General features: G+C 30.4%; 18 protein-coding genes. 16 read left to right on the forward strand and 2 right to left on the reverse strand.

Annotation, left to right across the window (positions count from 1 at the left end; translation table 11 throughout):
* The first annotated feature begins 443 nt into the window (after positions 1 to 443).
* The 4 genes from OA93_RS18730 (at position 444) to OA93_RS18745 (ending at position 5,274) form a co-directional block, all read left to right on the forward strand.
* Positions 444 to 989, forward strand: a complete 546-nt coding sequence (locus OA93_RS18730; protein ID WP_123912117.1) for a hypothetical protein — start codon at positions 444 to 446, stop codon at positions 987 to 989.
* A 177-nt stretch (positions 990 to 1,166) separates the two neighbouring features.
* Complete coding sequence (locus tag OA93_RS18735; RefSeq protein WP_052259522.1) at positions 1,167 to 1,544, forward strand: IS6 family transposase; 378 nt, start codon at positions 1,167 to 1,169, stop codon at positions 1,542 to 1,544.
* 855 nt (positions 1,545 to 2,399) lie between these two features.
* Positions 2,400 to 3,815, forward strand: a complete 1,416-nt coding sequence (locus tag OA93_RS18740; protein WP_039115291.1) for a DUF1254 domain-containing protein — start codon at positions 2,400 to 2,402, stop codon at positions 3,813 to 3,815.
* A gap of 31 nt (positions 3,816 to 3,846) precedes the next feature.
* Positions 3,847 to 5,274, forward strand: a complete 1,428-nt coding sequence (locus OA93_RS18745) for a DUF1254 domain-containing protein (RefSeq protein WP_039115293.1) — start codon at positions 3,847 to 3,849, stop codon at positions 5,272 to 5,274.
* 599 nt (positions 5,275 to 5,873) lie between these two features.
* Here the strand turns inward: OA93_RS18745 and OA93_RS24235 are convergent.
* A complete protein-coding gene (locus OA93_RS24235) occupies positions 5,874 to 6,272 on the reverse strand; it encodes a hypothetical protein (RefSeq protein ID WP_052250213.1) in 399 nt (132 codons plus the stop codon).
* Positions 6,273 to 6,289: 17 nt separating this feature from the next.
* Positions 6,290 to 7,006: a hypothetical protein gene (locus OA93_RS24240; protein WP_052259523.1), complete on the reverse strand. Its 717-nt coding sequence runs from the start codon at positions 7,004 to 7,006 to the stop codon at positions 6,290 to 6,292.
* Between the two features lie 722 nt (positions 7,007 to 7,728).
* Here OA93_RS24240 and OA93_RS18755 point away from each other — a divergent pair.
* The 12 genes from OA93_RS18755 to OA93_RS18810 all read left to right on the forward strand — a co-directional run bounded on the left by OA93_RS18755 (position 7,729) and on the right by OA93_RS18810 (position 24,784).
* Entirely contained in the window at positions 7,729 to 9,111 is a 1,383-nt protein-coding gene (locus OA93_RS18755) for a sigma-54 dependent transcriptional regulator (RefSeq protein WP_039115295.1), read from the forward strand.
* Positions 9,086 to 10,228, forward strand: coding sequence for an FIST N-terminal domain-containing protein (locus OA93_RS18760; RefSeq protein WP_039115298.1), 1,143 nt, complete (start codon positions 9,086 to 9,088; stop codon positions 10,226 to 10,228). The genes OA93_RS18755 and OA93_RS18760 overlap by 26 nt, the downstream gene beginning before the upstream one ends.
* A gap of 2 nt (positions 10,229 to 10,230) precedes the next feature.
* Positions 10,231 to 13,257: a PAS domain S-box protein gene (locus OA93_RS24245; protein ID WP_052259524.1), complete on the forward strand. Its 3,027-nt coding sequence runs from the start codon at positions 10,231 to 10,233 to the stop codon at positions 13,255 to 13,257.
* Between the two features lie 143 nt (positions 13,258 to 13,400).
* Positions 13,401 to 13,835, forward strand: coding sequence for a response regulator (locus tag OA93_RS18770; protein ID WP_039115300.1), 435 nt, complete (start codon positions 13,401 to 13,403; stop codon positions 13,833 to 13,835).
* Positions 13,836 to 13,855: 20 nt separating this feature from the next.
* Positions 13,856 to 14,584: a polysaccharide biosynthesis/export family protein gene (locus OA93_RS18775; RefSeq protein WP_039115303.1), complete on the forward strand. Its 729-nt coding sequence runs from the start codon at positions 13,856 to 13,858 to the stop codon at positions 14,582 to 14,584.
* Positions 14,585 to 14,595: 11 nt separating this feature from the next.
* Positions 14,596 to 16,746 (forward strand): Wzz/FepE/Etk N-terminal domain-containing protein, encoded by a 2,151-nt coding sequence (locus tag OA93_RS18780; RefSeq protein WP_039115305.1) that lies wholly within the window; start codon positions 14,596 to 14,598, stop codon positions 16,744 to 16,746.
* A gap of 5 nt (positions 16,747 to 16,751) precedes the next feature.
* A complete protein-coding gene (locus tag OA93_RS18785) occupies positions 16,752 to 17,978 on the forward strand; it encodes a hypothetical protein (protein ID WP_039115308.1) in 1,227 nt (408 codons plus the stop codon).
* Positions 17,969 to 19,084, forward strand: a complete 1,116-nt coding sequence (locus OA93_RS18790) for a glycosyltransferase family 4 protein (protein ID WP_131474509.1) — start codon at positions 17,969 to 17,971, stop codon at positions 19,082 to 19,084. The genes OA93_RS18785 and OA93_RS18790 overlap by 10 nt, the downstream gene beginning before the upstream one ends.
* A complete protein-coding gene (locus OA93_RS18795; protein WP_240474766.1) occupies positions 19,081 to 20,373 on the forward strand; it encodes an O-antigen ligase family protein in 1,293 nt (430 codons plus the stop codon). Before OA93_RS18790 ends, OA93_RS18795 begins: the two co-directional genes overlap by 4 nt.
* Positions 20,374 to 20,509: 136 nt before the next feature.
* Positions 20,510 to 22,870: a hypothetical protein gene (locus OA93_RS18800; protein ID WP_039115314.1), complete on the forward strand. Its 2,361-nt coding sequence runs from the start codon at positions 20,510 to 20,512 to the stop codon at positions 22,868 to 22,870.
* A gap of 1 nt (position 22,871) precedes the next feature.
* A complete protein-coding gene (locus tag OA93_RS18805) occupies positions 22,872 to 23,561 on the forward strand; it encodes an acyltransferase (protein ID WP_039115316.1) in 690 nt (229 codons plus the stop codon).
* On the forward strand, positions 23,558 to 24,784 hold the full coding sequence (locus tag OA93_RS18810) for a glycosyltransferase (protein WP_039115318.1): 1,227 nt from the start codon (positions 23,558 to 23,560) through the stop codon (positions 24,782 to 24,784). The genes OA93_RS18805 and OA93_RS18810 overlap by 4 nt, the downstream gene beginning before the upstream one ends.

Genomic DNA, 24,784 nt, shown 5'->3' on the forward strand with positions numbered 1-24,784 from the left:
TTTATATATGCTATTTTGGTTTGTATGTTTAACAAAACATGTGCGTTAGTTCATTACATTTTAATAATGATAAAAGTGTGCTTCTATCGGATTGTTTTAATTTATAAAGAATAAAACTGTTATAGATTAAAATTGCACTTTAATAAAAGACATGAAAGTCTAACAGAATAGTCAAGAAATTTTTTTCTGTTTCAAAAGGAGTTTCAAAACTTCACAATTATTTTCAGAAAACTTTTTGTTAAACAAAAGGAGAAATATGATTTATTTTAATGCAATAAATTATTTGGCGATAAAACTTAATGGCTTGTAAGAGAATCAATTTTACTTTGTATAAAAGCAATTGAATCCTCTGATATTGGAGCTTTAAAATTATATTCTAGCCAGAACTAAAGAAAAATTAATAAAAAACGGAATACTTTATTATAAAAAAAAATAACTAAATAATGAGAATCCTTGTCAGTATCTTTATAATGTTTTTTATTTCCTGTGAAAAAAAGAACAATGAACTTAGTTTTAAGGGACATGAATATATTTCAATGGCAGAAATCAAGAAGAAATCCCCGCCTTTAAGACTTCTTGATTCATTGAAAAAAAAATATATGGATACTGTCGATAGGGAGGATATACCTGTTAAAATTTTATCCGCAAAATTGCTTAAAAACGAATATTCAAATTTTAGAGATATCCATCTTGTTTTTAAAAACATATCTAAAAAGGATGTTCAAGCAGTTAAAATTCAGTGGTTTAGTGTTAATAGTCTTGAGGAGCCATCAAATTTGAGATATTTTTTTGTCCGTGGTGAAAGTTGCGGACTCAGTGTTAAACTATTAAAACGAAGTATGGTATCAAAAGTCACATTTGAAGAATTTTCAAGTGACGCTAATCGTGTTATAAAAGCAAGGGCATATGAGGTAATCTTTTCTGACGGAACGGTATGGTCACTTAAAAATCAGGAATATCTAGATGCTTATTTAATTAAAAGTTATTGAAAATATTTTTTAATATTATTCTGTATGGGTAAAGAGGTTCCGATATTTTTGTTTTAATCCTAGTAATATAAAGCTTGCGTTTTGTCATTTATTCTTTTAGGTTTTTATAATTTAAAAATTTGGTTCTGTCGCATCTGGGAATAACTTTTATCTTTAGAATTTTAAAGCGATCAAAAAATGAATACTAGAGGTCATTGTTATCCAAAATACATAATTCTTCAGGCAGTATATTTCAAATTAAGATTTACAGGTAGTTACCGTGGTGTTGAGGAAATAATGAAAATTAGAGGAGTGATTGTGGATCATGCTACGATTCAGCGCTGGGTTTATAAGTTTACACCTTTGCTTGAGTCAGAGATGAAGAAGAGAAAAGGTAGAGTGGGAGGGAGCCGGAGATTAGATGAGACCTATATCAAAGTAAATGGTATTTGGTGTTATTTATATAGAGCAGTAGATAAATTAGGGAATACAGTACACTTTCTTTTGACCAGAAAAAGACAGAGAATAAGCGCGCGGTCTTTTCTAATTAAGGCAATTAGTAACAACTGCAGATAAGAGTAATAAACATTGATAAAAGCGGTTCTAATACTGCAGCGATCAAAGTATATAACAAACGTTCGTTCTCAAAGATTAAAATCCGACAGTGAAATTAATTTCAATCATACTATTTCAGATAGAATATATTTGTGCCTTTCCACATCATATTTCTTCTTAAACATTTTAAAACTTTTTGTGGTGTATTTTTCTTTTGGACTGCTTAAATGTACTAATGTTAATTAATCTTATTTATTCCTTTAAAATCTAGGTTTATAGGCGGTTTGGATGTCCCGTAGAGGAACAGGATAAATTTCTATAAAAATTATGGAAGATTTGAAGAGATTGGCTTACTACAGGTAGGAGCTGTCTCTACATGTCTTCAATATTTTGGTTTGGATGTCCTCTTGGGGATTGATGTAAAAAAATATACTATTTCTCAAATTATTTCAAGAAAATGTTACATGATGATTTATTTAAACTAAAAATAGACAGTCTTAACTTTTGTCGCAAGAATATAGTAGCTCCAAAATTATATGATCTATGATATTGCAGTAATGCTTATAATAATAATTTGAAGATCATGAAAAAACGATAGATTGTAATAGTTTAATTTTCATGTTTTTAAATTAAAAGTAACAATTTTATTTTCTGATTCAAACTTTGTTTTTATTGGAAAATTAGTATTAAATTTACTATTGCCTCAATAAACGAATCTTTTTAGACTTGTAATTTAAAATGATTATAATATTTAAGCAACAAAATTAAATTTAAGCATTTAGAATATTTTTTATTTTTTGAATTGATATTTCCTGTATCTGGTTACATATATTATAGATTCTTTAAACGATTAATTAAATAATAAATTTCCAAATTATGCAAAAATCACTTTTAATTTTTATCACTTTTCTATTTTTAACAAGCTGTAAAAAAGAAAGCTCTACTCAAAATGAATTAAGTCCTAAAGAAGCAAAAGCTCTTGCAAAAGAAGCATACATTTATGGTTATCCGATGCTGATGGGGTATAGATCTACGTACTACTCAACTGTAGATAAAAAAAGTCCTGCCTATCGAAGTGATTTTAATATTATAACACACGACAGACGACCTGCAGATGATACCCGAAAAGATGTGGTTTCAATGAATGCAGACACTCCTTATTCTTTATTTGCAATGGATTTACGCACAGAACCCATTGTTCTGTCTGTTCCTGCCGTAAAAGGCAGATATTATGTTTTCCAATTTATTGATCTCTTTACCCACAATTTTGCTTACGTAGGCACCAGGACTACAGGTACAGAAGCAGGAGATTATTTATTTGTCGGACCAGATTATAAAGGAGAAATACCAAATGGAAAGTTTAAAAAGATTTTTCATGTAGAGAGTCAGCTTGCAATTGGAATTGGAAGAACCCAATTATTTAGTAGCAAAGATTTATCGAATGTTACTCAAATTCAGGATAAATATAAAGTTACTTCAATGAGTAAATTTTTAGGTACTGCATCACCAGCAAAAGCTCCTGAAATTAAATGGGTTTCTGTTAATCCAAAAGATTTTGAAGATTTAAATTTTATTAAGTATTTAAATGTCTATTTAAACTTAGTTAAACCATTCAATAAAGAAGATGCAGACGAGATAGCAAGATTTGAAAAAATAGGAATTAAGCCGGGAGCCGATTTGGATACCTCGCAGTTTAGTGAGGAGATTAGAAAGGCTATTAATGAAGGTGTCGAGGAAGGAATTACAGCTATTAAAGAAAAAGCAGCCCATATTAGTGAGCAGAAAAATGGCTGGAATATGATGGATCCTTTTGGAGACCGAGCATTTTATAAAAAAGACAGACTTCTGCGTGCCGCAGCAGTTATGGTTGGAATCTACGGAAATGATAAGATTGAAGCTTTTTATCCTGTTGCTTACATTGATAAAGAAGGACAGACATTGAACGGAAAAACAAGCAAGTATAAAATTCATTTTTCTAAAGATGAGATTCCGCCTGCAAAATATTTTTGGTCTATAACCATGTATGATAAAAGTGCGGATGGCACAGGAGGATATTTGATTAAAAATCCTATTAAAAGATTTCTTATCAGTTCTACTTCTGAAGGACTAAATTACGATAAAGATGGAGGACTGACAATCTACATTCAAAATCAGAAACCAGACAAATCGAAAGAGTCAAATTGGCTTCCTTCACCAGCAGAAGAGTTTTATTTAATGGCTAGAATTTATGGCCCCAAAGAAGCAGCTTTGAACGGTAAATGGTCACCGCCAGCAGTTGAGAAAGTAGAATAAGTTTCTAAGTATTAATTCAAAAAAAATAATTATGAAAAAGAAAATACTAGTATTCATTTTGGTTGTAATAACTTTCGTTGGTTGTAAAAAAGTAAATAAAGCCGAAGAAATAAGTTCATCAAATCAGGATTCGGCTAAGGTTGATCTCAAAGAAATTAGAGAAATAACAAAGGAAGCATACATATATGGATTTCCTTTAGTAGATAACACCAGAATACAATATGCTTATTTTGTAGACAAACAAAATCCTGAATATAAAGCACCATGGAATACCATTCGTAATATTCCTCGTGTTTTTACATCGGAAGATAAAGCTGTTCAAACTCCAAACTCGGATACTCCTTATTCTTGGATTGGCTTAGATTTAAGAAGTGAGCCAGTTGTTTTTATTATACCTCCGATTGAAAAGAGCAGATATTGGAGTTTGCAGTTAATTGATTTATATACATATAACTTTGCTTATTTAGGAAGCCGAGCAACTGGAAATGGAGGAGGTGCTTTTATGCTTACTGGACCTCACTGGAAAGGAGATATGCCAAAAGGAATTACCAAGGTAATTCAATGTGAAACAGATATTGCATTGGGAATAATCCGTACCCAGTTATTCAACGCCGGCGATTTAAAAAATGTAGAAAAAATACAGAAAAATTATGTTATAAAAACACTTTCTGCCTATTTGGGTAAACCAGCACCACCAAAAGCAAAACCACTTGATTTTGTGAAGCCTCTTACTCCGGAGGAGCAAAAAAAATCATTAGAATTCTTTAATAATTTAAATTTTGCCTTGCAGTTTTGTCCGATACATCCTTCTGAAAAAGATTTAAGAGCTCGATTTGCTAAAATTGGGATTCAGGAAGGAAAAGTTTTTAATCCCGCAAGTTTGAGTCCTGAAGTTAAAAATGCTATGGATGAGGGAATAAAAGATGCTTGGGCAGAAATGGCTGATTTGAAGAAAAAAGTAGTGACTGGTGAAGTTTCTTCAGGAGATGGTTTTGGGACAAGAGAATTTCTAAAGAATAATTATCTTTTTAGAATGAGCGGTGCTTTTCTAGGAATATATGGAAATTCAAAAGAGGAAGCAATTTATCCGACCTATTACGTTGATGCAAAAGGTGAAAAACTGAATGGTAAAAATCGCTATATTTTGAAATTTCCTCCTGGACAGCTTCCACCTGCCAATTCTTTTTGGTCGATTACCATGTACGATCAGCCAGCAAGTCTTCTTGTAGCAAATTCACTTAATCGTTATTTGCTCAATTCAACGATGCTGGGACAATTTAAAAAAGATGCTGACGGCAGTTTAACTTTTTTCTTTCAATCTGATTCACCCGGGAAAGATAAAGAGTCGAATTGGCTTCCTTCACCAAAAGGCGATTTCGCTTTAATAATGCGATTATATTGGCCAAAAGAAGCTGCTTTAAACGGAACGTGGAAACAGCCTCAACTAGTTAAGATTTAATGTTTTTTTATTTTAAATCATTGTGTAAGTTATTGTGAATCAGATTCTATTTGTGCTTCTCTTAATATGAAATTTTATTAAATAGCAAATAAATTTAGAACCGAATTTAGGTGGTCATTTTATTTTAGCATATAAAGGTCAATAAAAATAATTTTTCCAATTTTCTAATTAAGATCTCATTATTTGGCTTTGAACAGCAGTTGAAAGTAATTTAGGAGAATATAAAACTTAATTTCCGGCGTACATTCTCGCTGTTCGAGTCCTGTTAGGCTATTATAAGCTAAGTTTTAAATTTACCTTATTTTTCATGTAAATACCTGTATGTTCTACACTTTGTTTCTTTGTTTAGTGTGATTCTAGAAAAAAGATAATAAAAAGTAAAAACAAGTAAAAGTCACTTATTTAATAGGGTATATAAAAAATGGCGCCAATTGTCTTCAATTGACGCCATTTGGCTGTGGTGACCTCTACGAGACAAATTTCTATAAAATTTATGGAAGATTTGAAGAGATTGGCTTTATGAATTTGGTTTGGATGTCCTGATGGGGATTGATGGATAATTCATGTATTTATTTTGATATGAGTTATAAATATTCGAGTTAGGAACTATCAAGAATTAATAAATTACATTCATTTACCTCTAAAGATAACATTACTATCGAATTTCGTTCAAACAAAGGATACACTTTATGATGCAAAGAAACGGGAGTAAATTCAATAAAATAAGTCAGCAGTTCTTTTGTTGTTGGGTAATTAGGAGTTTTTGATTTTAACTTTCCGTTAGAATTGTTCCAATCACGAATAAACTTTTTTAAAGCAAGATTCACCTTTTCTTCCCCAATATAATTTTGAAGTGCATACATAGCCAATATTCCTTTTGCAAAAGCGGCTCTATTTTTTCTTTGGAATATTTTTTTCATCACCATTAAAGCAGAATATTGGGCAAGGGTTCTCAAAATCATATTTTTTCCCTGAACATTAGCCGCTTGGAGCTGCATTCCCCACCATTGGTGTGCTAATTCATGGGCAATTCTATAGAGAATAATATCGATAATGATTGGTGGTCAATATTAAGCATAAATTCATTGGATTCAGAAAATGGTATTGCCCCGGAGAAAGACTCTGCTTGTTCAATGTAATTAGGAGTTTCTATGATAAGCATATTCCTATGTTGATAAGAGCCAAAATTCGTGGAAAAATAATCAAAAGATAATTTGACAGCTTGGGTCATTCTGTGCACGTTATATTGATGTCCTTTTTGATAATAGATTTCTAAATCTACCGGAGTTGCCAAACGATCATTTTTAGGAAACCATTTGCTCTTGGAAACTTCATAATCTGCCGATATTATCGCATACTGATTTACTTTTGGTTTATCCGTTTTATAATGAAAACAGGAACGATTACCTAATGTCCAGTCCTTTAGTAAAGTGCCGCAAGAAATGGCTTTTTGACTTTTGTCTGTCCCAATAGTAACTTCAAAATTGAGTAAATCAGCATTACCTCCAGTACCTGCATAAGTTAATTTCGTTTTATCATTTCTTTTGGCCATTTCTTTTGCAGGTGTCAATTCAAATTCTGTCCTAATTCTTGTATTATCAAGCTCATATTCTTTGCTGTAGCCCAGAGTTGGTAACGCTTTATTTGTCAAGTATGTTCCGTTTTGAAGGACACTGTTATTAGAATCATTTTCTTTGAAACCTTTAGCTGTATAAGTCTGCTTAAATTTCATTTTAATAGCTTCACCTGCCTGGACAATGGTGTTATTTATATAGAGTAGTTGATAGATCTGGTAATACAGTTTAAGAGAAGGCAGATGATGAGTGCCCAGTCATTTCTAATTAAAGCAATTAGTAATAACTACAGGTCAAGAGTAATAAACATTGATAAAAGCGGTTCTAATACTGCAGCGATCAAAGTGTATAACAAGGCTTCGTTCTCAAAGATTATAATCCGGCAGTGTAAATATCTCAACAATATTGTAGAACAGGACCATCGTTTTATAAAGTGGAGGATTTTAAATGGTTTAGCTTTTTAAAATTTTGAATCTGCAAAGAGAACTTTAAGCGGTATTGAGATTGTTCATATGCTTAGAAAGAATCAGATGGTTAATCCTGAGAAAACTATATTTAAATTCTTTTGTAAATTGGCAGGCTAACTTTTAAATTACTTAAATTCTTATATTTGATTCTGACAGATGCGACAGAACCCAATAATTACGAACCGTGCTCTCGGACAGTTCCAGTTTTTTTTGCAAATTCTACTACTGAAACGTGTGTCTTAAGTTTTTGTAGCAAATTAGAGGGTGACTTCACTTCGCAAACGCATTGTTAATCAAGCATTCTTTTTTTTTCTTCTTACAAAAAGTAATAAATATATGATTGAAAATTAAAGACATAGAGTTTTTTTTGTAACTTGGTATGAATTAGATTTAATTTTAACAAACAGATACTTATGAAATTATTCAAAATTTTTTTAGTTGAAGATGATCCCTTTTTTGGAGAAACTTTAAAGTATCACCTTAAGTTAAATCCTGATTTTGAAGTTTTTTTATTTAAAACAGGAAAAGAATGTTTGGATAATTTATTTCAGAACCCCAATATAATTTGTTTGGATTTTGGATTGCCAGATATAACAGGTGATTTACTTCTTAAAAAAATTCAACAAACAAATAATCAAATTCCCATTATCATTATAAGTGGTCAGGAAGAAATTGAAGTAGCCGTTGATTTTTTAAAATCGGGTGCAAAAGATTACATTGTGAAAAGCAATCACACAAAAGAGTTGCTTTGGAATTCAATTATTAAAATCAGGGAAAATTTAAACCTTATAAATGAAGTAGAAGAACTAAAGGAAAAACTCGAGCAAAAGTTTAGTTTTGAAAATACTATAATAGGGCAAAGTGAAGGAATAAAAGCTGTTTTTAATAAAATAAATAAATCTTTAAGTACTAATATAAATGTTTCTATAACGGGAGAGACAGGAACTGGTAAAGAGATTGTTGCAAAGGCAATTCATTACAATTCTGAGAGAAAAAACAAACCCTTTGTAGCATTAAATATGGCTGCTATTCCAAAAGAATTGGTCGAAAGCGAGTTTTTTGGACATGAAAAAGGAGCCTTTACTGGGGCAGATCAAAAAACGATTGGGAAATTTGAGCAAGCCGATGGCGGAACTATTTTTCTTGACGAAATAGCTGAGCTAGATTTAAATCTTCAAAGTAAATTACTACGAGTGCTTCAAGAACGCGAAGTGACAAGACTTGGTGGAAAGGCAGTCATTAAGTTTAATGCCAGATTAATTATTGCGACTCATAAAGATTTAAAAGAGGAGGTTAAAAAAGGAGCATTTAGAGAAGATCTGTATTATAGAATTATCGGTTTGCCAATAGAATTACCACCTTTAAGAGAGAGAGGTAACGATATTTTACTTTTGTCAAAACATTTTATCGATTTGTTTGTTAAAGAAAATAAATTGAAAACGATTACTATTACCAAAGAAGCTAAAGAAAAACTCCTTAAACATAAATTTCCAGGAAATATAAGAGAACTTAAATCTATAATAGATCTTGCTTGCGTTATGTGTGAGAGCAATGAAATTTGTGTAGAAGATTTAACTTTTGACACAATAAATGATACCGATTTTTTCTTGTCTGAAGATAAGACATTAAAAGAGTTTACTTCTGAAATTATACTGCATTACTTAAAAAAGAATAATGATGATGTATTAAAAACAGCCAAACAATTAGACATCGGAAAATCTACGATTTATAATTTAATTCAAGCAGGTCAAACTAAAAAAAATGATTTAAATGAAAGTAGCCACAGTTTTATTTGAAAGCAATTCTTTTGTAAGAGAATTAAATAATGATAATTTGGATTTTACTGATTCTGACTTAGTTTTAGGTTTTGGATCAAGAGATTTAGTTTCTGATGATACAATTTTTAATCAGTTGAAAAATAAATTTCCATCTTCACAATTAATATTATGTTCTTCGGCTGGGGAGATTTATGACAATGAAGTTCTTGATGATACAATAGCTCTTACTGCAATTAAATTTTCTTCAACAGTAATTAAAACTTATGAAGTAGATATAACAGATTTTAAAAATAGTTTTGAAGCAGGTTCTTCCTTGATTGAGAAATTTGTTCAGGAGGATTTAAAATTAGTTCTGGTACTCTCTGATGGTGGAAAAGTAAATGGGAGTGAGTTGGTAAATGGTATGAATGCCGTAAAAAAGGAAAAAGTATTAATAGTGGGTGGTCTTGCTGGTGATGCTGCAAAATTTGAAAAGACTGTTGTAGGATTGAATGCCCGACCAACTCAAGGTAAAATTATTGCTATTGGTTTTTATGGCCAGAAGTTATTGGTATCTCATGGCTCTTTAGGTGGCTGGGAAAGTTTTGGATTAGAAAGGATAGTTACAAAATCGAAAAGCAATGTTCTATATGAAATTGATGGTAAAAACGTATTAGACCTTTATAAAAGTTATTTAGGAAAATATGCGGATGAATTACCAGGTTCGGCACTACTTTTTCCGCTATCTATTAAGATTGAAGAAGTAGACGAACCCATTGTTAGAACTATTTTATCGATAGATGAAACCAATCAAACCATGACTTTTGCAGGAGATGTTCCCGAGGGGAGTAAAGTGCGTTTTATGAAGGCAAACTTTGACAGACTAATTGATGCAGCAAGTGATGCTGCGTCTTCTTGCTTAGAAGTAAATAGTTTTAGCCCAAAACTGGCTCTCTTAATAAGTTGCGTAGGAAGAAAATTAATTCTTGGAACCCGTATTGATGAAGAAGTTGAAGCTGTTTCTGATATTTTTGGAGGCGATACTATTCTTTCAGGGTTTTATTCCTATGGAGAAATTTCGCCATTAAAACCTTTTGGAGAATGCATACTTCATAACCAAACAATGACTATTACTTGTATAAATGAAATAGAGTAGTTATGGATATTCATAAGCTTTTGCAAAGACAAATTAATAAAAATATAAGTGATGATCTTAAAAATCATCCGGATTTTCAGTCTTTTATAAAAACGGTCAACGACTCGTATCTATCATTTGAAAGAGATAAAGATTTAATGGATCATTCTTTTAAAGTAAGTGAAAATGAATACAATGAAGTAAATCAGAGTTTAAAGAAAGAATATGAATTAAAACAAAAGTCTATTTTAAAGTTATATGAAAGCCTAACAGAATTGGATGAAGGGTATCGATTAATAAATGAAAGTGAAAAAAATGATCTACTTTTTATTTCAAAATATTTAAGTGAACAAATAACTAAAAGAAAAGAGACTGAAAAGAAATTATTTGAGACTGCCCAATTTTTAAAAATATTATTAGAAAGCTTACAATCGGGGATCTTAGTTGTAGATCATAATGATACTATATTATTTGTTAATCAGTATTTATGCGATATGCGCAATATCAATGCTCTGCCAGAGGAAATGATAGGAAAAAAACCAGCGGAATATTTAAATGATGCCCAGTTATTATTTAAAGATAGTGAAGCCTATAGAAATAGGATTAATGAAATTTTATCCAATAAAGAAATTGTAACTGGTGAAATACTTGAAACAGTAGATAATCGTTTTTTTGAAAGAGACTACATACCAATTATGGTCAATAATGACTGTATTGGACACCTTTGGAAATCAACAGATGTAACCCAAAGAATTAAGAGTAAAAATTTACTAAAGCAAAGTGAAGAGCGTAATCGTATTATAATGAACTCCTCACTTAATGCTATAGTAACAATAGATGGTACTGGAAAAATAACTTTTTGGAACAATCAGGCCGAAATTATTTTTGGATGGAAAAAAGAAGAAGTTTTAGGTAAAACATTAAACGAAACCATAATTCCCAAACGTCATAAAGATAGTCATTCACAAGGGCTTAAGCATTATGAAGCAACAGGTAAGGGGCCTATTTTGAATAAACAAATAGAACTACCTGCAATAAATAATAGTGGACATGAATTTCCCGTAGAAATTTCTATTATACCTCTGGAGCAAAATGGAGAAGTATTTTTTTGCTCCTTTATGCAAGATATCTCAGAGCGAAAAAAAACAGAAACTAAACTAAAAGTTCAAGAAGAGAAATATCGCAACATTATTGCTAATATGAACTTAGGTCTCATAGAAGTTGATACTAATGAAATAATTCAATATGCCAATCAAAGTTTTGCTACTATCTCAGGATTTGAAGTTGAGGAACTTATTGGTTTGAATCCTTCAAAAACATTTGTCCTCGGTAAGAATATTGAAATGATGAATAGTAAAAATAAATTACGGGAAAAGGGTTTGTCAGATGTTTATCAAATGCCAGTAAAAAATAAAAGAGGAGAATTAAGATGGTGGGCCATCGGTGGAGCTCCCAATTATGATGATAAAGGTAAATTGGTTGGGTCGATCGGAATTCACTTAGATATTACCGAGCAAAAACAAATGGAGATTGAACTTGAAAAGCAAAAAATCAAAGCAGAACAAGCCTCTAAAGCAAAGGAAGCTTTTTTAGCCAATATGAGTCATGAAATAAGGACACCACTAAATGGTATAATTGGTTTTTTAAGAGAATTAGAGAGGCAACAATTAACTGATTTACAAAAAAAATACGTCGAGAATAGTACAGTAGCTTCAAAACATTTGTTATCGATTATAAATAATATATTGGATATTTCTAAAATAGAAGCAGGAGAGATGTCCCTTGAAGTAGAAGATTTTATTCTTGAGAATACAATTGCTAACGTCGTTAATGTACTCGAACCACTGGCAAAGAAAAAAGGACTAAAATTGATTTCGCAGATTTCTAAAGATGTTCATGGGGTCTTAAAAGGAGATATTTTAAGACTAGAGCAAGTATTATTTAATCTAATAGGAAACTCCTTGAAGTTTACTAATAAAGGTAAAATATATTTGAAATGCGAAGTATTAAAAGACACTAAAGCTTTTCAAAGACTACAGATTTCAGTTGTAGATACAGGAATAGGAATGGAACAAAGCTACGCTGAGAATATTTTTAATAAATTTTCGCAAGAAGACAAAGCAATTACCCGCAAATTTGGTGGTACAGGATTGGGTATGACCATTACTAAAGAACTAATCCTGCTTATGAAGGGCAAAATTAATGTACAAAGCGAAAAAGGTTTGGGAACTACCGTGAGCTTTATAATCGATTTAGAGAAGGGTAATATTAATAATATTAAAAAGATTCAAAATGAAATTAATGTAGACATTTCAGGCATAAATGTTTTATTAGTAGAGGATAATATTATTAATAGAATGGTTGCTATTAATTCATTAAACTATTTTAATTGTGTTGTTACCGAAGCAACCAATGGTATTGAGGCGATTGAAATTTTAAAAAATAAAAGTTTTGATATTATATTAATGGATGTGCAAATGCCCGAAATGGATGGTATTGAAACAACAGTAAAGATTAGAGAAGAATTACAATTGCAAACTCCTATTATAGCCCTTACGGCAAATGCTTTTAAAAGTGAGGTTGATAAGTGTAAAAATGCAGGCATGGATGATTATATCACTAAACCTTTTGAAGAGTTTGATTTAATAGAAACAATTTCAAGATTTACAAATAAACAATCAGATGCAACAAATAAACCTTGCAAAGAAAATAATGAAAAACTCTACAATTTAAAGTCATTAGATAGTATTAGTAGAGGCAACTCTGAGTTTATTACAAAAATGATAATGATTTTTATAGATCAAATAAAAGAAGTTATTCCAAACGCAGAAACAGCTCTTGCTTCGGGCGAATTTTTAGCAATGAGCAAACTTATACATAAGATTAAACCAAGTATTGAAGGGATGGGAATAACTAGTATTGCAGATAAAATCAAAACTTTGGAAAAGATCACTAAAGAAGGTAAAGACAAAGAAAAGATTAGCAACCTATTCTCTCAAATAAAAATGGTGTTGCTTACTGTGATAGAACAACTACAAGAAGAAATTTAAAGTTAATTTCTCTATTCCTTGGAATTATTTCCAAAAAATGGAAATAATTTCTTAAAAATAAAAACACAAACCCTTTGTTTTCAGTGTTTTGAAATTTTGGCTTGACTATAGCTTATATGTTATCAATATAAAAGTAGGATAACATGGAAACTAAAACTCAATTTAAATTCTTTATAGTAGATGATGATTTTTTTTGTGCCAATTTGTACAATCAATATCTCACCAACATGGACTATAATGACGTAACACTCTTTGCTAATGGCATTGATTGTATTGATAACCTGCATCTAAAACCGGATATTATTTTTTTAGACCATAATATGGAAGATATTACGGGATTTGAGGTATTGAAAAAAATTAAACGATACAATCCCAATATATACGTAGTTATGGTTTCGGGACAGGAAAATATCAAAACTGCGGTTGATGCCTTAAAATTTGGTGCTTTTGATTATGTAATAAAGGGTAACGATGTTAATGAAAAAATGACTGCGATTATTACTAAAATAATTGCTGTCAAAGAGCAATTAAAAAAAGTATACCCAGGTTTAATTAAACGTTTGTTATCTATTTTTTAATCAAACATACCATACCTACTATGAAAAGTTTACTTACATTTTTTTTAATAACGTTACTTTTTTGTTGCTGTAAAACTCAAAATTTACTAGTAAGTGATGCAAAAGTAAATGATAATGAATCTTTTTTAAGCGATCCCAATTATCAATATAAAATACGAAAAGACGATAAAATATCAATCTCAGTATGGGGAGAGGATAATTTAAGTGTAGGTTCAGTTTACGGAATTTACAATTCAAACGAGGTCTACGGAAAATGGTTAATGGTAGATACAAATGGTACTATCGAAATACCAAAAATAGGAGCAATGACCGTTCTTGATAAAACCGTTCCAGAGTTAAAAGAGATGATTAAAAGTGAGCTTAAAAAATGGTTAATCAATCCTATAGTAGATATTAAGGTACTCAACAAGGAGATTATCGTTTTAGGAGAGGTAAGAAACCCAAATACAGTTGCGATAGATAAGGATCATGTTAGTCTTTTGGAAATGATTAGTAAAACGGGAGGATTTGAATTTTATGCCAATTTAAAATCAATTAAAATTTTAAGGCAAGAAGGAGAAAACGTAAGAGTTACTAATATCGATCTTACTCTTGGCAATAATATTGCAAGTATCAATATACAATTGCATCCAGGCGATATTGTTATTGTTCCATCCAAAAAGAATAAAGAGTTTGATAAGCGCGTAGCCACTATAATTCCATTGACTACAACAATAAGCGCTGCTGCAATAATAATGGGAGTATTATAAATTAAAATCCTATGAACGAAAATGTACGAATACTAAAACCTCTTTTTAGAGGATTGCCAATTATAATCTTAGCAATGCTAATTTTGATACTTGCTGCAAAAAAGTACCTTAATTACGTAACTCCAATGTACGAGAGTACAGCCAAGTTAAAACTAGCTGATGTACAGGAGGGAGTTCCTAGTGCCAATCTTTTTAAAGATTTTGATGTTTTTGCTTCGGCAAATAAAATAGCTACTGAAATAGAAGTTCTAAAATCAAACCTGTTAATAGGAAAAGCAATTGATGAGCTACCATTTAATAAAGAAATATATCGAAAAGGTAATGTACGATCTGTAGAGTTATTTAGGAACTCTCCAATCGTAATAGATGGTACTTTTAACTCTGAAAAGGCACTAGATAAAAGATATGGTTTAGATATTATCTCAAATAAAGAATTTGTATTCTATTATCCGGATTCAGAAAATGGTATACCTGGTTACTTTGGAAAATCTCTTTCAATTAATGGAGGTATTCTTTTAATTCATCTTAATGACCCCTTTATAAAATCAAAGAAAGACTTAAAAATTATAGACTCTTATGAATTTGAGTTTTTAAGTAAACAAAAATTAATGGATAAGATTAATAAGAATCTTGATATCGTAGCTGTTGATAAAGATGTACCTGTTATACGCATAAATCTTAAAAGCAATGTACCTGAAAAGGCTGCCTTATTTGTAAATAAATTGGCAGAAGTTTATGTAAAAGATTATATCGAAAGTAAATTTAGAGCAGCAGACACCACTGTCGATTTTTTAAAAAAAGAGATCAACACTTCTAATAAGAATCTTTCTGCTTCAGAAAATAATATCCAAAATTTTAGGGACAAAGAGCATATTATCAATATACCTCAGGAAACCGAGACAGATTTAAGAAAAATTGCCCAGCTGAAAATAGAAAAAGTTAACTTAAAAATGAATCTTGATGCAATAAAGGATCTAAATAAGTATATCGCTAATGCAAAAGGAAATTACTTAGATTTAGCTCCAAATTTTGAGGCTTTCACTGATTTACTCTCTACAGAGATGATTAAAAATATGAAAAGTTTACAAGCTGAAAAAAAAGACCTGTTACTTACTTATACTCCTGAGAATGAAAAAGTAAAAGTAATAGATGCTAAATTAAAAGATTTGACAGATTATCAGATAGAAAGTATAAAGAACACAGAAAGTAATTTGCAAACAAAATATTCAGAACTTACAAACGAAATTAATGAATCTGAAAAAGTTTTTATAGGGCTTCCTGAAAAAGAAAAAAAATTAGCGATTTTAAACAGAGATTTTAACTTATATGAAAAAAACTACAATTTTCTTAATGAAAAAAGAATTGATGCAGAAATAGCAAAATCAGCTAAAATTGCTTTTCATAAAGTCATTAGTCCTGCCGAAATTTCGACTACACCCGTTTCACCAATACGTTCTATAATAATTATAGTTGCTGCTATAATGGGAATGTTTGGATCTATAGTATTAATATATATCGTTCATTTTGCAAAAGCAAAAGTTAATGACGTATATACTATCGAAAAAAACAGTAGTATCCCGGTGGCAATTGCAACCCCATATATCAAAGTAAATGCCCAAATTGAGGATCATTTTTTAAAAGAGGCCTTGCAAATAGAGTTAAAAGGGCTCGTTCAGGAAAAAGGAATTATAACAATTAGTTCTTATGATAATACAAGAGCACATTTGTTTCATTCTAAAAATCTTATCAAGGCTTTCTGTTCTCAAGGACGAAAGGTGTTGGTTGTTGATACTACTGGGGAGTTTTTGAATCAAATAGATCACAATAGCTATATCAACTTTTCGGACTCTAAATATTTAAGCGCAATCCAATCTGTTTTTAAAAATGAAATTGAACAAAAAATGGCAAGCCATGAGTTATGTATTATTCACAACCAAGCTATAAATAAAGGACGACTTGCATTATTGTTTATGAGTATAGCATCTCAAAATTTTGTTGTCTTAGATAGTCGAAAAACTGCCGAAAAAACAATACTAGCCATTGAATTATTACAAGAAGAATATCATTTGCCTAATATGTGGTTTATCCTTAATAAATCAGGTTATAATCCCAGTATTTTTTCTTGTGTAAAAAAGGGGTATAGAAAATATTTAAATAAATAAGCTAAATGTACACACTAAGAACATTACTAGTCAAAGATTCTTTTTTAGTTCTCATAGATCAAGTAATTACTAGTGGTACAAATTTTTGTTTAACATTAGTAATAGCCCAAAAATTAGATATAAAAAGTTTTGGTTTATACTCTTCGGTTTTATTGATTGCATATCTTTTATTAAGTGTCAATAATGCCTTAATTATTCAGCCATTTCAAGTTACTATTGCAAAAACAGAAAATAAAGAGCAATATATTACCACCTTATTTTTCGGGATACTTTTTTTATTGATTCTCCCTTTACTAATAATAACGGGTATGTTTCATTTTCTTAAAGATAGAATTTTATTTCAAATAAGTCCAAGTGCTGTTATTTGTTTTACAATAGGGTTTTTGATTAATGATTTTTTTAGAAAATTACTTTTAGGAGTATCCAAAATAAAAAGAGTATTGGTTATGGATATGCTATTCTTAATTCTGGCTTTTTTATTTTTAGTACTAAAGAAATTAGACTTATCGGAGGTTTTATTAATCTTTGGAATCATTAATTTAATTTCAACAATCCCAGGGTTTTTATTTATGATAAAGAATTATCAAAAGCCTGTTTCCTGGAGGATATTTTTTGAAGCTCATTTAAAACAGGGTAAATGGCTATTAAGTGTAGCTGTATTACAATGGTGCTCTAGTAATTTTTTTATTCTTATTTCAGGGATTTATCTTGGTATTGAAGCATTGGGCGCTTTAAGATTGGTACAATCATTTTTTGGAATCATAAATATTGGTTTACAGACAATAGAAAATTATTTTCTTCCTAAAATAGCCATGATATATGATAAAAATAGCATCACTGCAAAAAAATATTTGTTAAGATTAACTATAGCAGGTGCCTTTGGATTTGGCATATTAACAATATTGTTTTTCATTTTTTCTGATCAAATTATAGTATTGGCAGGAGGCCTAAAGTATGAACATTATGGTTATGTAATAAAAATGGTAGCTGTTCTTTATTTTTTTATTTTTTTAGGTTATCCGATACGAATTATGATTAGGGTATTGATGCTCAATAAAGTTTTCTTTACAGGTTATTTACTTTCATTTTTTATCTCGCTGGCTAGTTTTCATTTTCTATTAAAATATTCGGGTCTGTATGGTGCTGTTACAGGATTAATTATAAATCAAATCATAATGATTTTGTATTGGCAATATCAGTTAAACAAAAAGCAATTTCAATTATGGAAATAATTCACTTAATTCTCGGAAAAGCAAACCCTCAAAGGATGAACGGAGTTAATAAAGTAGTTCATCAATTGGCAACAAAACAACATCTTTATGGTGAAAAAGTTGCTGTTTGGGGGATTACAGACAATCTTGAAATAAACTTTGACGAAAGGAGCTTTGAAACACGATTGTTTAAAAAAATGGATTTTCCTTTTTCCTTTTCAAAAGAACTTAAACGGGCAATAATTGATAAAAAGGACAATGCAATTTTTCATCTTCATGGAGGCTGGATTCCGGTATATTATTCGTTGACAAAATTATTTTTTAGATATAATATAAAATTTGTCCTTACTCCCCACGGAGCTTATAATGTTATTGCGATGAAAAAGAATACTATTTTGAAGAAGGTATATTTTTATTTTTTTGAAAAAAGAGTACTTCATATAGCTCAAAAAATTCATTGTATTGGTAAAAGTGAGGTACATGGTTTAAAAAGAATTTTTAATACTAATAAATTTATTTTGCTACCCTATGGCTTTGAAAATAACTTGCCAATAGCATTAAAGACAATTACCGATGAAAACATAATTTTTGGGTTTATAGGCAGATTAGATATTTACACCAAAGGCTTGGATACTTTAGTAAAAGCATTTAAAAAATTTCATGCAAAAGAACCTTCTTCAATGTTATGGATCATTGGAGATAGTAAGGAAAGAAACACGCTGCAACGGGTTATTTCCAGATATTTATTAGATAGTAGCGTTATTCTTTACGGAAGCAAATTTGGTATGGAAAAAGATGCATTATTACAGAAAATGGATGTCTTTGTTCATCCCTCAAGAAATGAAGGGTTACCACTTTCGGTGATCGAAGCAGCTAGTTACGGAAAACCTTGCATCGTAACAGATGCAACTAATATTGGTTATGAAGTTGTAAAATACAATTCGGGCAAAACAATTTACAGTCAAAGTAGTAAAAAATTAGAAGGAGCTATGAGTGAAATTTTTGCAGACTATATAAATCAGGATAAATTTATTGTGATGCAGCGCAATGCTATTAAAATGGTAAAAGAAAATTACAATTGGGATGAATTACTCTTAAAATTCAATACAGATTTATATCAAATATGATGGAAAAGCAAATCATTAACCACGAGCCTTTTTTAAAAACAATAAATAATTATATGTTTATTGTTTTACTACTTATGATAGCCTGTTTTTTTACATGGAGTGAAAATGTAAATATTACAAGAGCTATAAAAGTAGTTGGGCGCATGGGACTTATGTTTTCTTCAATTGCTATATATTATAAAATAATTCGTTATGGAGCAGTACATACATTAAGTTATAAAAACATTTTTTCACCCTTATTTTACTTTGGTTATTTAGCATTGGGGTTTTTATCCTTTATGTGGAGTACAAATCCTGGTTTTAGTGCCTTACAATGGTTTATGACTTTTCAAAGCCTTGTTTTCGCCTTTTTTTTTATTAAAAGTATAAAAACATTAGATGCCTTTTTTGAAGGGCATACAATTCGGCTTTATCATCTTTTAGGCAATTCTGTATTTGTTTTACAAATCATATTTGTTGTGGGAATGTGGATCGATCCTGATACTTTTTTCAGGCTTACCAATGGAGGAGAAGAAGCCAGATTGGGAGGCGTAATGATGAATCCAAACGAGCTAGGAATGCTCGCAGGAGTGGGTGTTGCCTGCCTTATTTTTGATTTGTACAGAAAAAAAAGTAAAGTATGGACAATACTAAAAATACTTGTAATATTTTATGCTTTATTCATGACAGGCTCAAGATCTTCGTTAATAGGAGTACTTTTAATTATTTTTTTTCATATCAATCAAACTAAAAAGAAAGGATTAAAACTAGCTATAATAGCCGGAGTGCTCATGGTAGTTCCTTTTGCAATAAATCAAATTATCTTAAAAGGAGGTGATGAAAAGCGTCTGGAAGAAATACTAACCCTAACAGGGCGATTGCCCTTTTGGCAAGCATTAATAACCGAAGGTTTGCCCAGAGAACCATTATTAGGTTTTGGTTATATGAGGATCGATTATAAAGAGTTTTTTCAAAGTGTTCATACTTACCCTGGTAAGATGACGCATAATACTTTTATGCAGGTATTAATGAACTTAGGATTTGTTGGTCTATGCATAGCCATCTTTCAATTATTTTTTACTTTCCGGGCATTCATCTACGAGGATAAAGAAAATCGTCTGATGCTCATCGGAATCCTTATTCCTGTTTTAATAAATTCATTTACCGAGTTTGGAATTTTTGGCGAAAGCAATTATGGAATTTTATTTTATCAGATGATCATTTTTTCCGTTTGCTTTAAAACAAACAAGCATTTTACTTCAGAGCAGAAAATTTATTTAAGGAAAAGAAGACCTGATCTTGTTACATAATTGATTTCCAAAAATATATATATATTCCAAAATATGGAAATTCCAAAATGATTTAAAACTTGTAACTTATTGATTTTAATGATTTTACATTTTAGGCACGGTTTTCCAAATAGATTGATTAATAAACTTTCTTATTATGGAAAATATATTTAGTAAAATCGGATACACTATTTCTAATCAAAAAAATAGTGAACAGGATATCGTTCAGAATGTTCTATTTATCAAAAATCTAAACGGGAGTATCAGATGGATTTGGAACGCAGAGAACAGCAAACCTCTTTTCTTGAAGTTTTATAACGTTGGAGGCATTCGGGCTAAGATCTTTACTTTGGCAGTTAAACTAATTTTTGTCTTGAGAGTACAAAAGATAGTTTTCAATAAAAAGAAATACTATTTTAAAAAAGAAGAAAATTCATTTTTTGATTGCCAGGAAAATTGGGCATTATTTACAGGCACCATGGGTTCTAATAATAAAGCTATTTTATATGCCGATGCATCATTCTTTAAAATAGCAACTACTGTTAAGGCTAAGAGATTAATTAAATCAGAGCATAAAATCTTATCGAATATCACTTTTGATTTTTTTAAAATCCCCAAATCAAAACAAATTTCAGAAAATGTAGTTCAATTTTCAGATATAACTTGTGGAGGGACACGTACTAATAAAATTGAAATTGCACATCTGAAAGCATTAACAGAAATGAATTTTAGAGGACATAATTTAATACAAATTAAAGATTGGGAATTATTTAAAGATTTAAAATTTGATTTTATTATGACCAATGATAGCAGACTTCCTATAAACATGATGAGAAAAATCAGCATGCTTTTAAACGAAATATCTGAAGATGATTATATTAATGTCTCGCTTTCTCACGGCGATTTTACATCATGGAATATGTTTGAGAGTGAAGAAAAAATTTCATTGTATGATTGGGAGCTATTTGCTTTTGACAGATCTACAGGATTTGATTATTTCCACTTTATTATACAACAAGGAATTTTGATAGATAAAAAATCCTGGAAAGAGATTTATATCGATATAAAAGAGCAATGTAGAGGAGAATCTGCCAGCTTTTTATTTGATTATGATCTGGAGATACTTCATAAATATTTAAAATATTATCTTCTTATAAACTGTATTAACTACCTAAAAATATATGCAGCACAAGATAAATGGCATATACAAGTTGATTGGTTATTGCAAGTTTGGAATGATGCTTTAAATAGTTTTGTCATAAAAGCAAAAACCGCCAGAGAACTTATAATCATGGATATTTTTGATGCATTGCAAAATCAAAAATATGCAACAATTAAATTTCATGATGGTCACCCTGAGCAACTTAGTGTTAATTCGGATATTGATATCTTAATAAATAAAGATCTATCTGCGTCAATTTTAAAGCTGATTAAAAGCCATTCATTAGTTGCCAAAGTTTCTCAAAACAAAAAGTCATTTATGAATTCATTACAGTTAGTAATGATTGATGGGACGATTTTAGCTATTGATTTAATTTGGGAATTTAAAAGAAAAAATATCATTTTTTTGGATGCTAAGAAAGCTTTGAAACATGCTTATGTTAACAATTTTGGAGTAAAAAGTTTATCCTTTAAGGATACTCAAAAATACATAAGTGCCTTTTATATTCTGAACAATGTAGCAATTCCTAGAAAATATAAATTGTATATCAAAGAAGAGAAGCATCAAGTAGTAAAAAAGACTACTAATAATAGTTTACAAAGCATTACTTCTCCAAAAACAGATTTGTTAAAACAGCTTTGGGAAAAAAGAGAAAACAAAGGAATCTACTATTTTAGAAATTCATTCTACTATTTGTATGATACGGTTTTTAGAAGTTTCTCCAGAGGATATATAATAACTTTTAGTGGTGTTGATGGAGCTGGAAAATCTACTATAATCGAAAACGTAAAAATTATGATAGAAAAACAACTAAGAAAACCAGTAGTTGTTTTGCGCCATCGCCCTTCGGTATTGCCAATTATTAGTACTCTTTTTAGAGGAAAAAAGGCTCAGGAAAGTTTTGAAAACACGCTTCCTCATTCAGGAACTAATAAAAGTTTAGTATCATCTTTAATTCGGTTTATGTATTATTATGTTGATTATTTTCTTGGTCAGTTTATTATTTTTATCAAATATACTATCAGAGGATATGTTGTAATCTATGATCGTTACTATTTTGATTTTATAGAAGATAGTAAAAGAAGCAATCTTATTTTGTCAAAAAAAATAGCATTATTAGGCTATAAGTTGTTGCTCAAACCTAAATTCAATTTTTTTCTTTTTGCAGATTCTGGAACAATTCTTAGTCGAAAAAAAGAGCTAGATGAGAACGTTATAAATGAACTAACTACAAACTATCAGAACCTTTTTAGTAAACTGGATAAAAGAAGTAACACAGCAGTTTACAAAACAATTGAAAACAAAGAAATTAATCAGACGCTACATATTGTTTTACAAACTTTAATTAATAGATAATATGAAAGCTCTTTTACAAAAACTAATACAATTTCGTAACCCTGCTTTTAAGTTTGATGAGAGTTTAGATTCATTAGCGTTATTACAATTTTTTTGGATACAAGGCATCGCTATTATAAGAGGTTTATTTGTTTTTATTTATTTCAAAAAGGCAAAAGGACTTATGCTTGGCAGAGCAGTTACTTTTTTTAATCCTTCAAAAATTCATTGGGGCAAGTTTTTACGATTAGGTAATCATGTAGCAATTTCGGCCTTGGGCAAAAATGGTATTTGGTTTGGAAATAATGTAAGCATAGGAGCTTTTAGCCGAATAATTATTTCGACTTCATTAAATAATTTAGGTAATGGGATTATAATAGGTAATAATGTTGGTATTGGAGAATTTGCTTATCTAGGAGGAGCTGGTGGTCTTGAAATTGGAGATGATTGTATAGTGGGGCAGTATTTAAGTTGTCATCCTGAGAATCATAATTATGAGCAGTATGATATTTTAATAAGACATCAGGGAGTAACCAGAAAAGGAATAAAAATAGGTAAAAATTGCTGGATTGGAAGCAAAGTGACCATTTTAGATGGTGTAGAAATAGGCGAAGGTTGTGTAATAGCAGCAGGAAGTGTAGTTACTAAATCGTTTCCTAGAGATTGTATTATTGGAGGGGTACCTTCTAAACTTTTAAAAACGAGATCATGAGCACTAAAATCATTTTGGCTAGTTGTTATGCCGTAAATCCATATAAAGGATCTGAAGACGGAATGGGATGGAATTTTATAAGACAGATTGCTCGTTTTAATAAAGTAATAGCTGTTACCAGAGAAAATAATAAAGATGCTATTGAATCGTATATGCTGCAAAATCCTGATGCTATTTACAACAATATAACTTTTATATATTTTGATCTTCCGTACTGGATGAGATTTTGGAAAAAAGGAAGTCGTGGTGCCATGCTGTATTATTATATGTGGCAAAAAGGAATCGTTAATCATATAAAAAGAAAGAAGCTCAATTTTGATATTGTTCACAATGTTAACTTTCATAATGACTGGACGCCAAGTTTTTTATGGAAACTAGAAAAACCTATGGTTTGGGGACCTGTAGGGCATCATCCACTTATTCCAAGTGTTTATTTAAAACCCTATTCATTTAAATATATTATTAAAGATCGCCTTACCTGGCTTATAAAAAATTTATTTTGGAACTACTCTTCAGGTCTTAAAAAGACTATAAAAAATGCAAGCCATATATGGTGTATGAACACAGGTGTGGTAGAAAAACTTAATCTTAGTGGAAGCTCTTATTCGGTATTCCCATCAGTAGCTTCAGAAGATTTTAGCAAAGCCAATGCCATCATAAAAAATAGCTTCCATGTTATAAGTGCCGGACGCTTTGTACCTCTTAAAGGGTTTGACCTCACCATTCGTTCTTTTATTGCGTTTTTAAATTCTATTTCTCTGCCAGAACGTGCTAATTGTAAATTAACATTAGTTGGATCAGGTCCAGAAAAAGTTTTTTATGAAAAAATAATAGCAGAGAGTAATATGGGGGATAATGTTGAAATAATTGAATGGATAGAGCGCAAAGAACTGATGAAACTGTATGATAAAGCAACTGTTTTTATGTTTCCATCACATGAAGGGGCAGGAATGGTTGTGGCCGAAGCTTTATCGTATGGATTGCCTGTAATATGTCTTGATAATATTGGTCCGGGCCAATACATTACAGCAAAATGTGGTTTTGTAATTCCTCATTCAGATTATTCCTCAACGATTTTTAATCTGAAAGAAGCATTAAATAAATTGTATTTGAGTAATACATTACTTTTAGAAATGAGCACTAATGCCAGAAAACGCTATATAGAAAGATTTACATGGGAGAGTAGAGGAGAGCATTTAAATACAATTTATAATAATTTATAA

This window comes from Flavobacterium sp. KMS (assembly GCF_000813005.1).
GTDB lineage: Bacteria > Bacteroidota > Bacteroidia > Flavobacteriales > Flavobacteriaceae > Flavobacterium.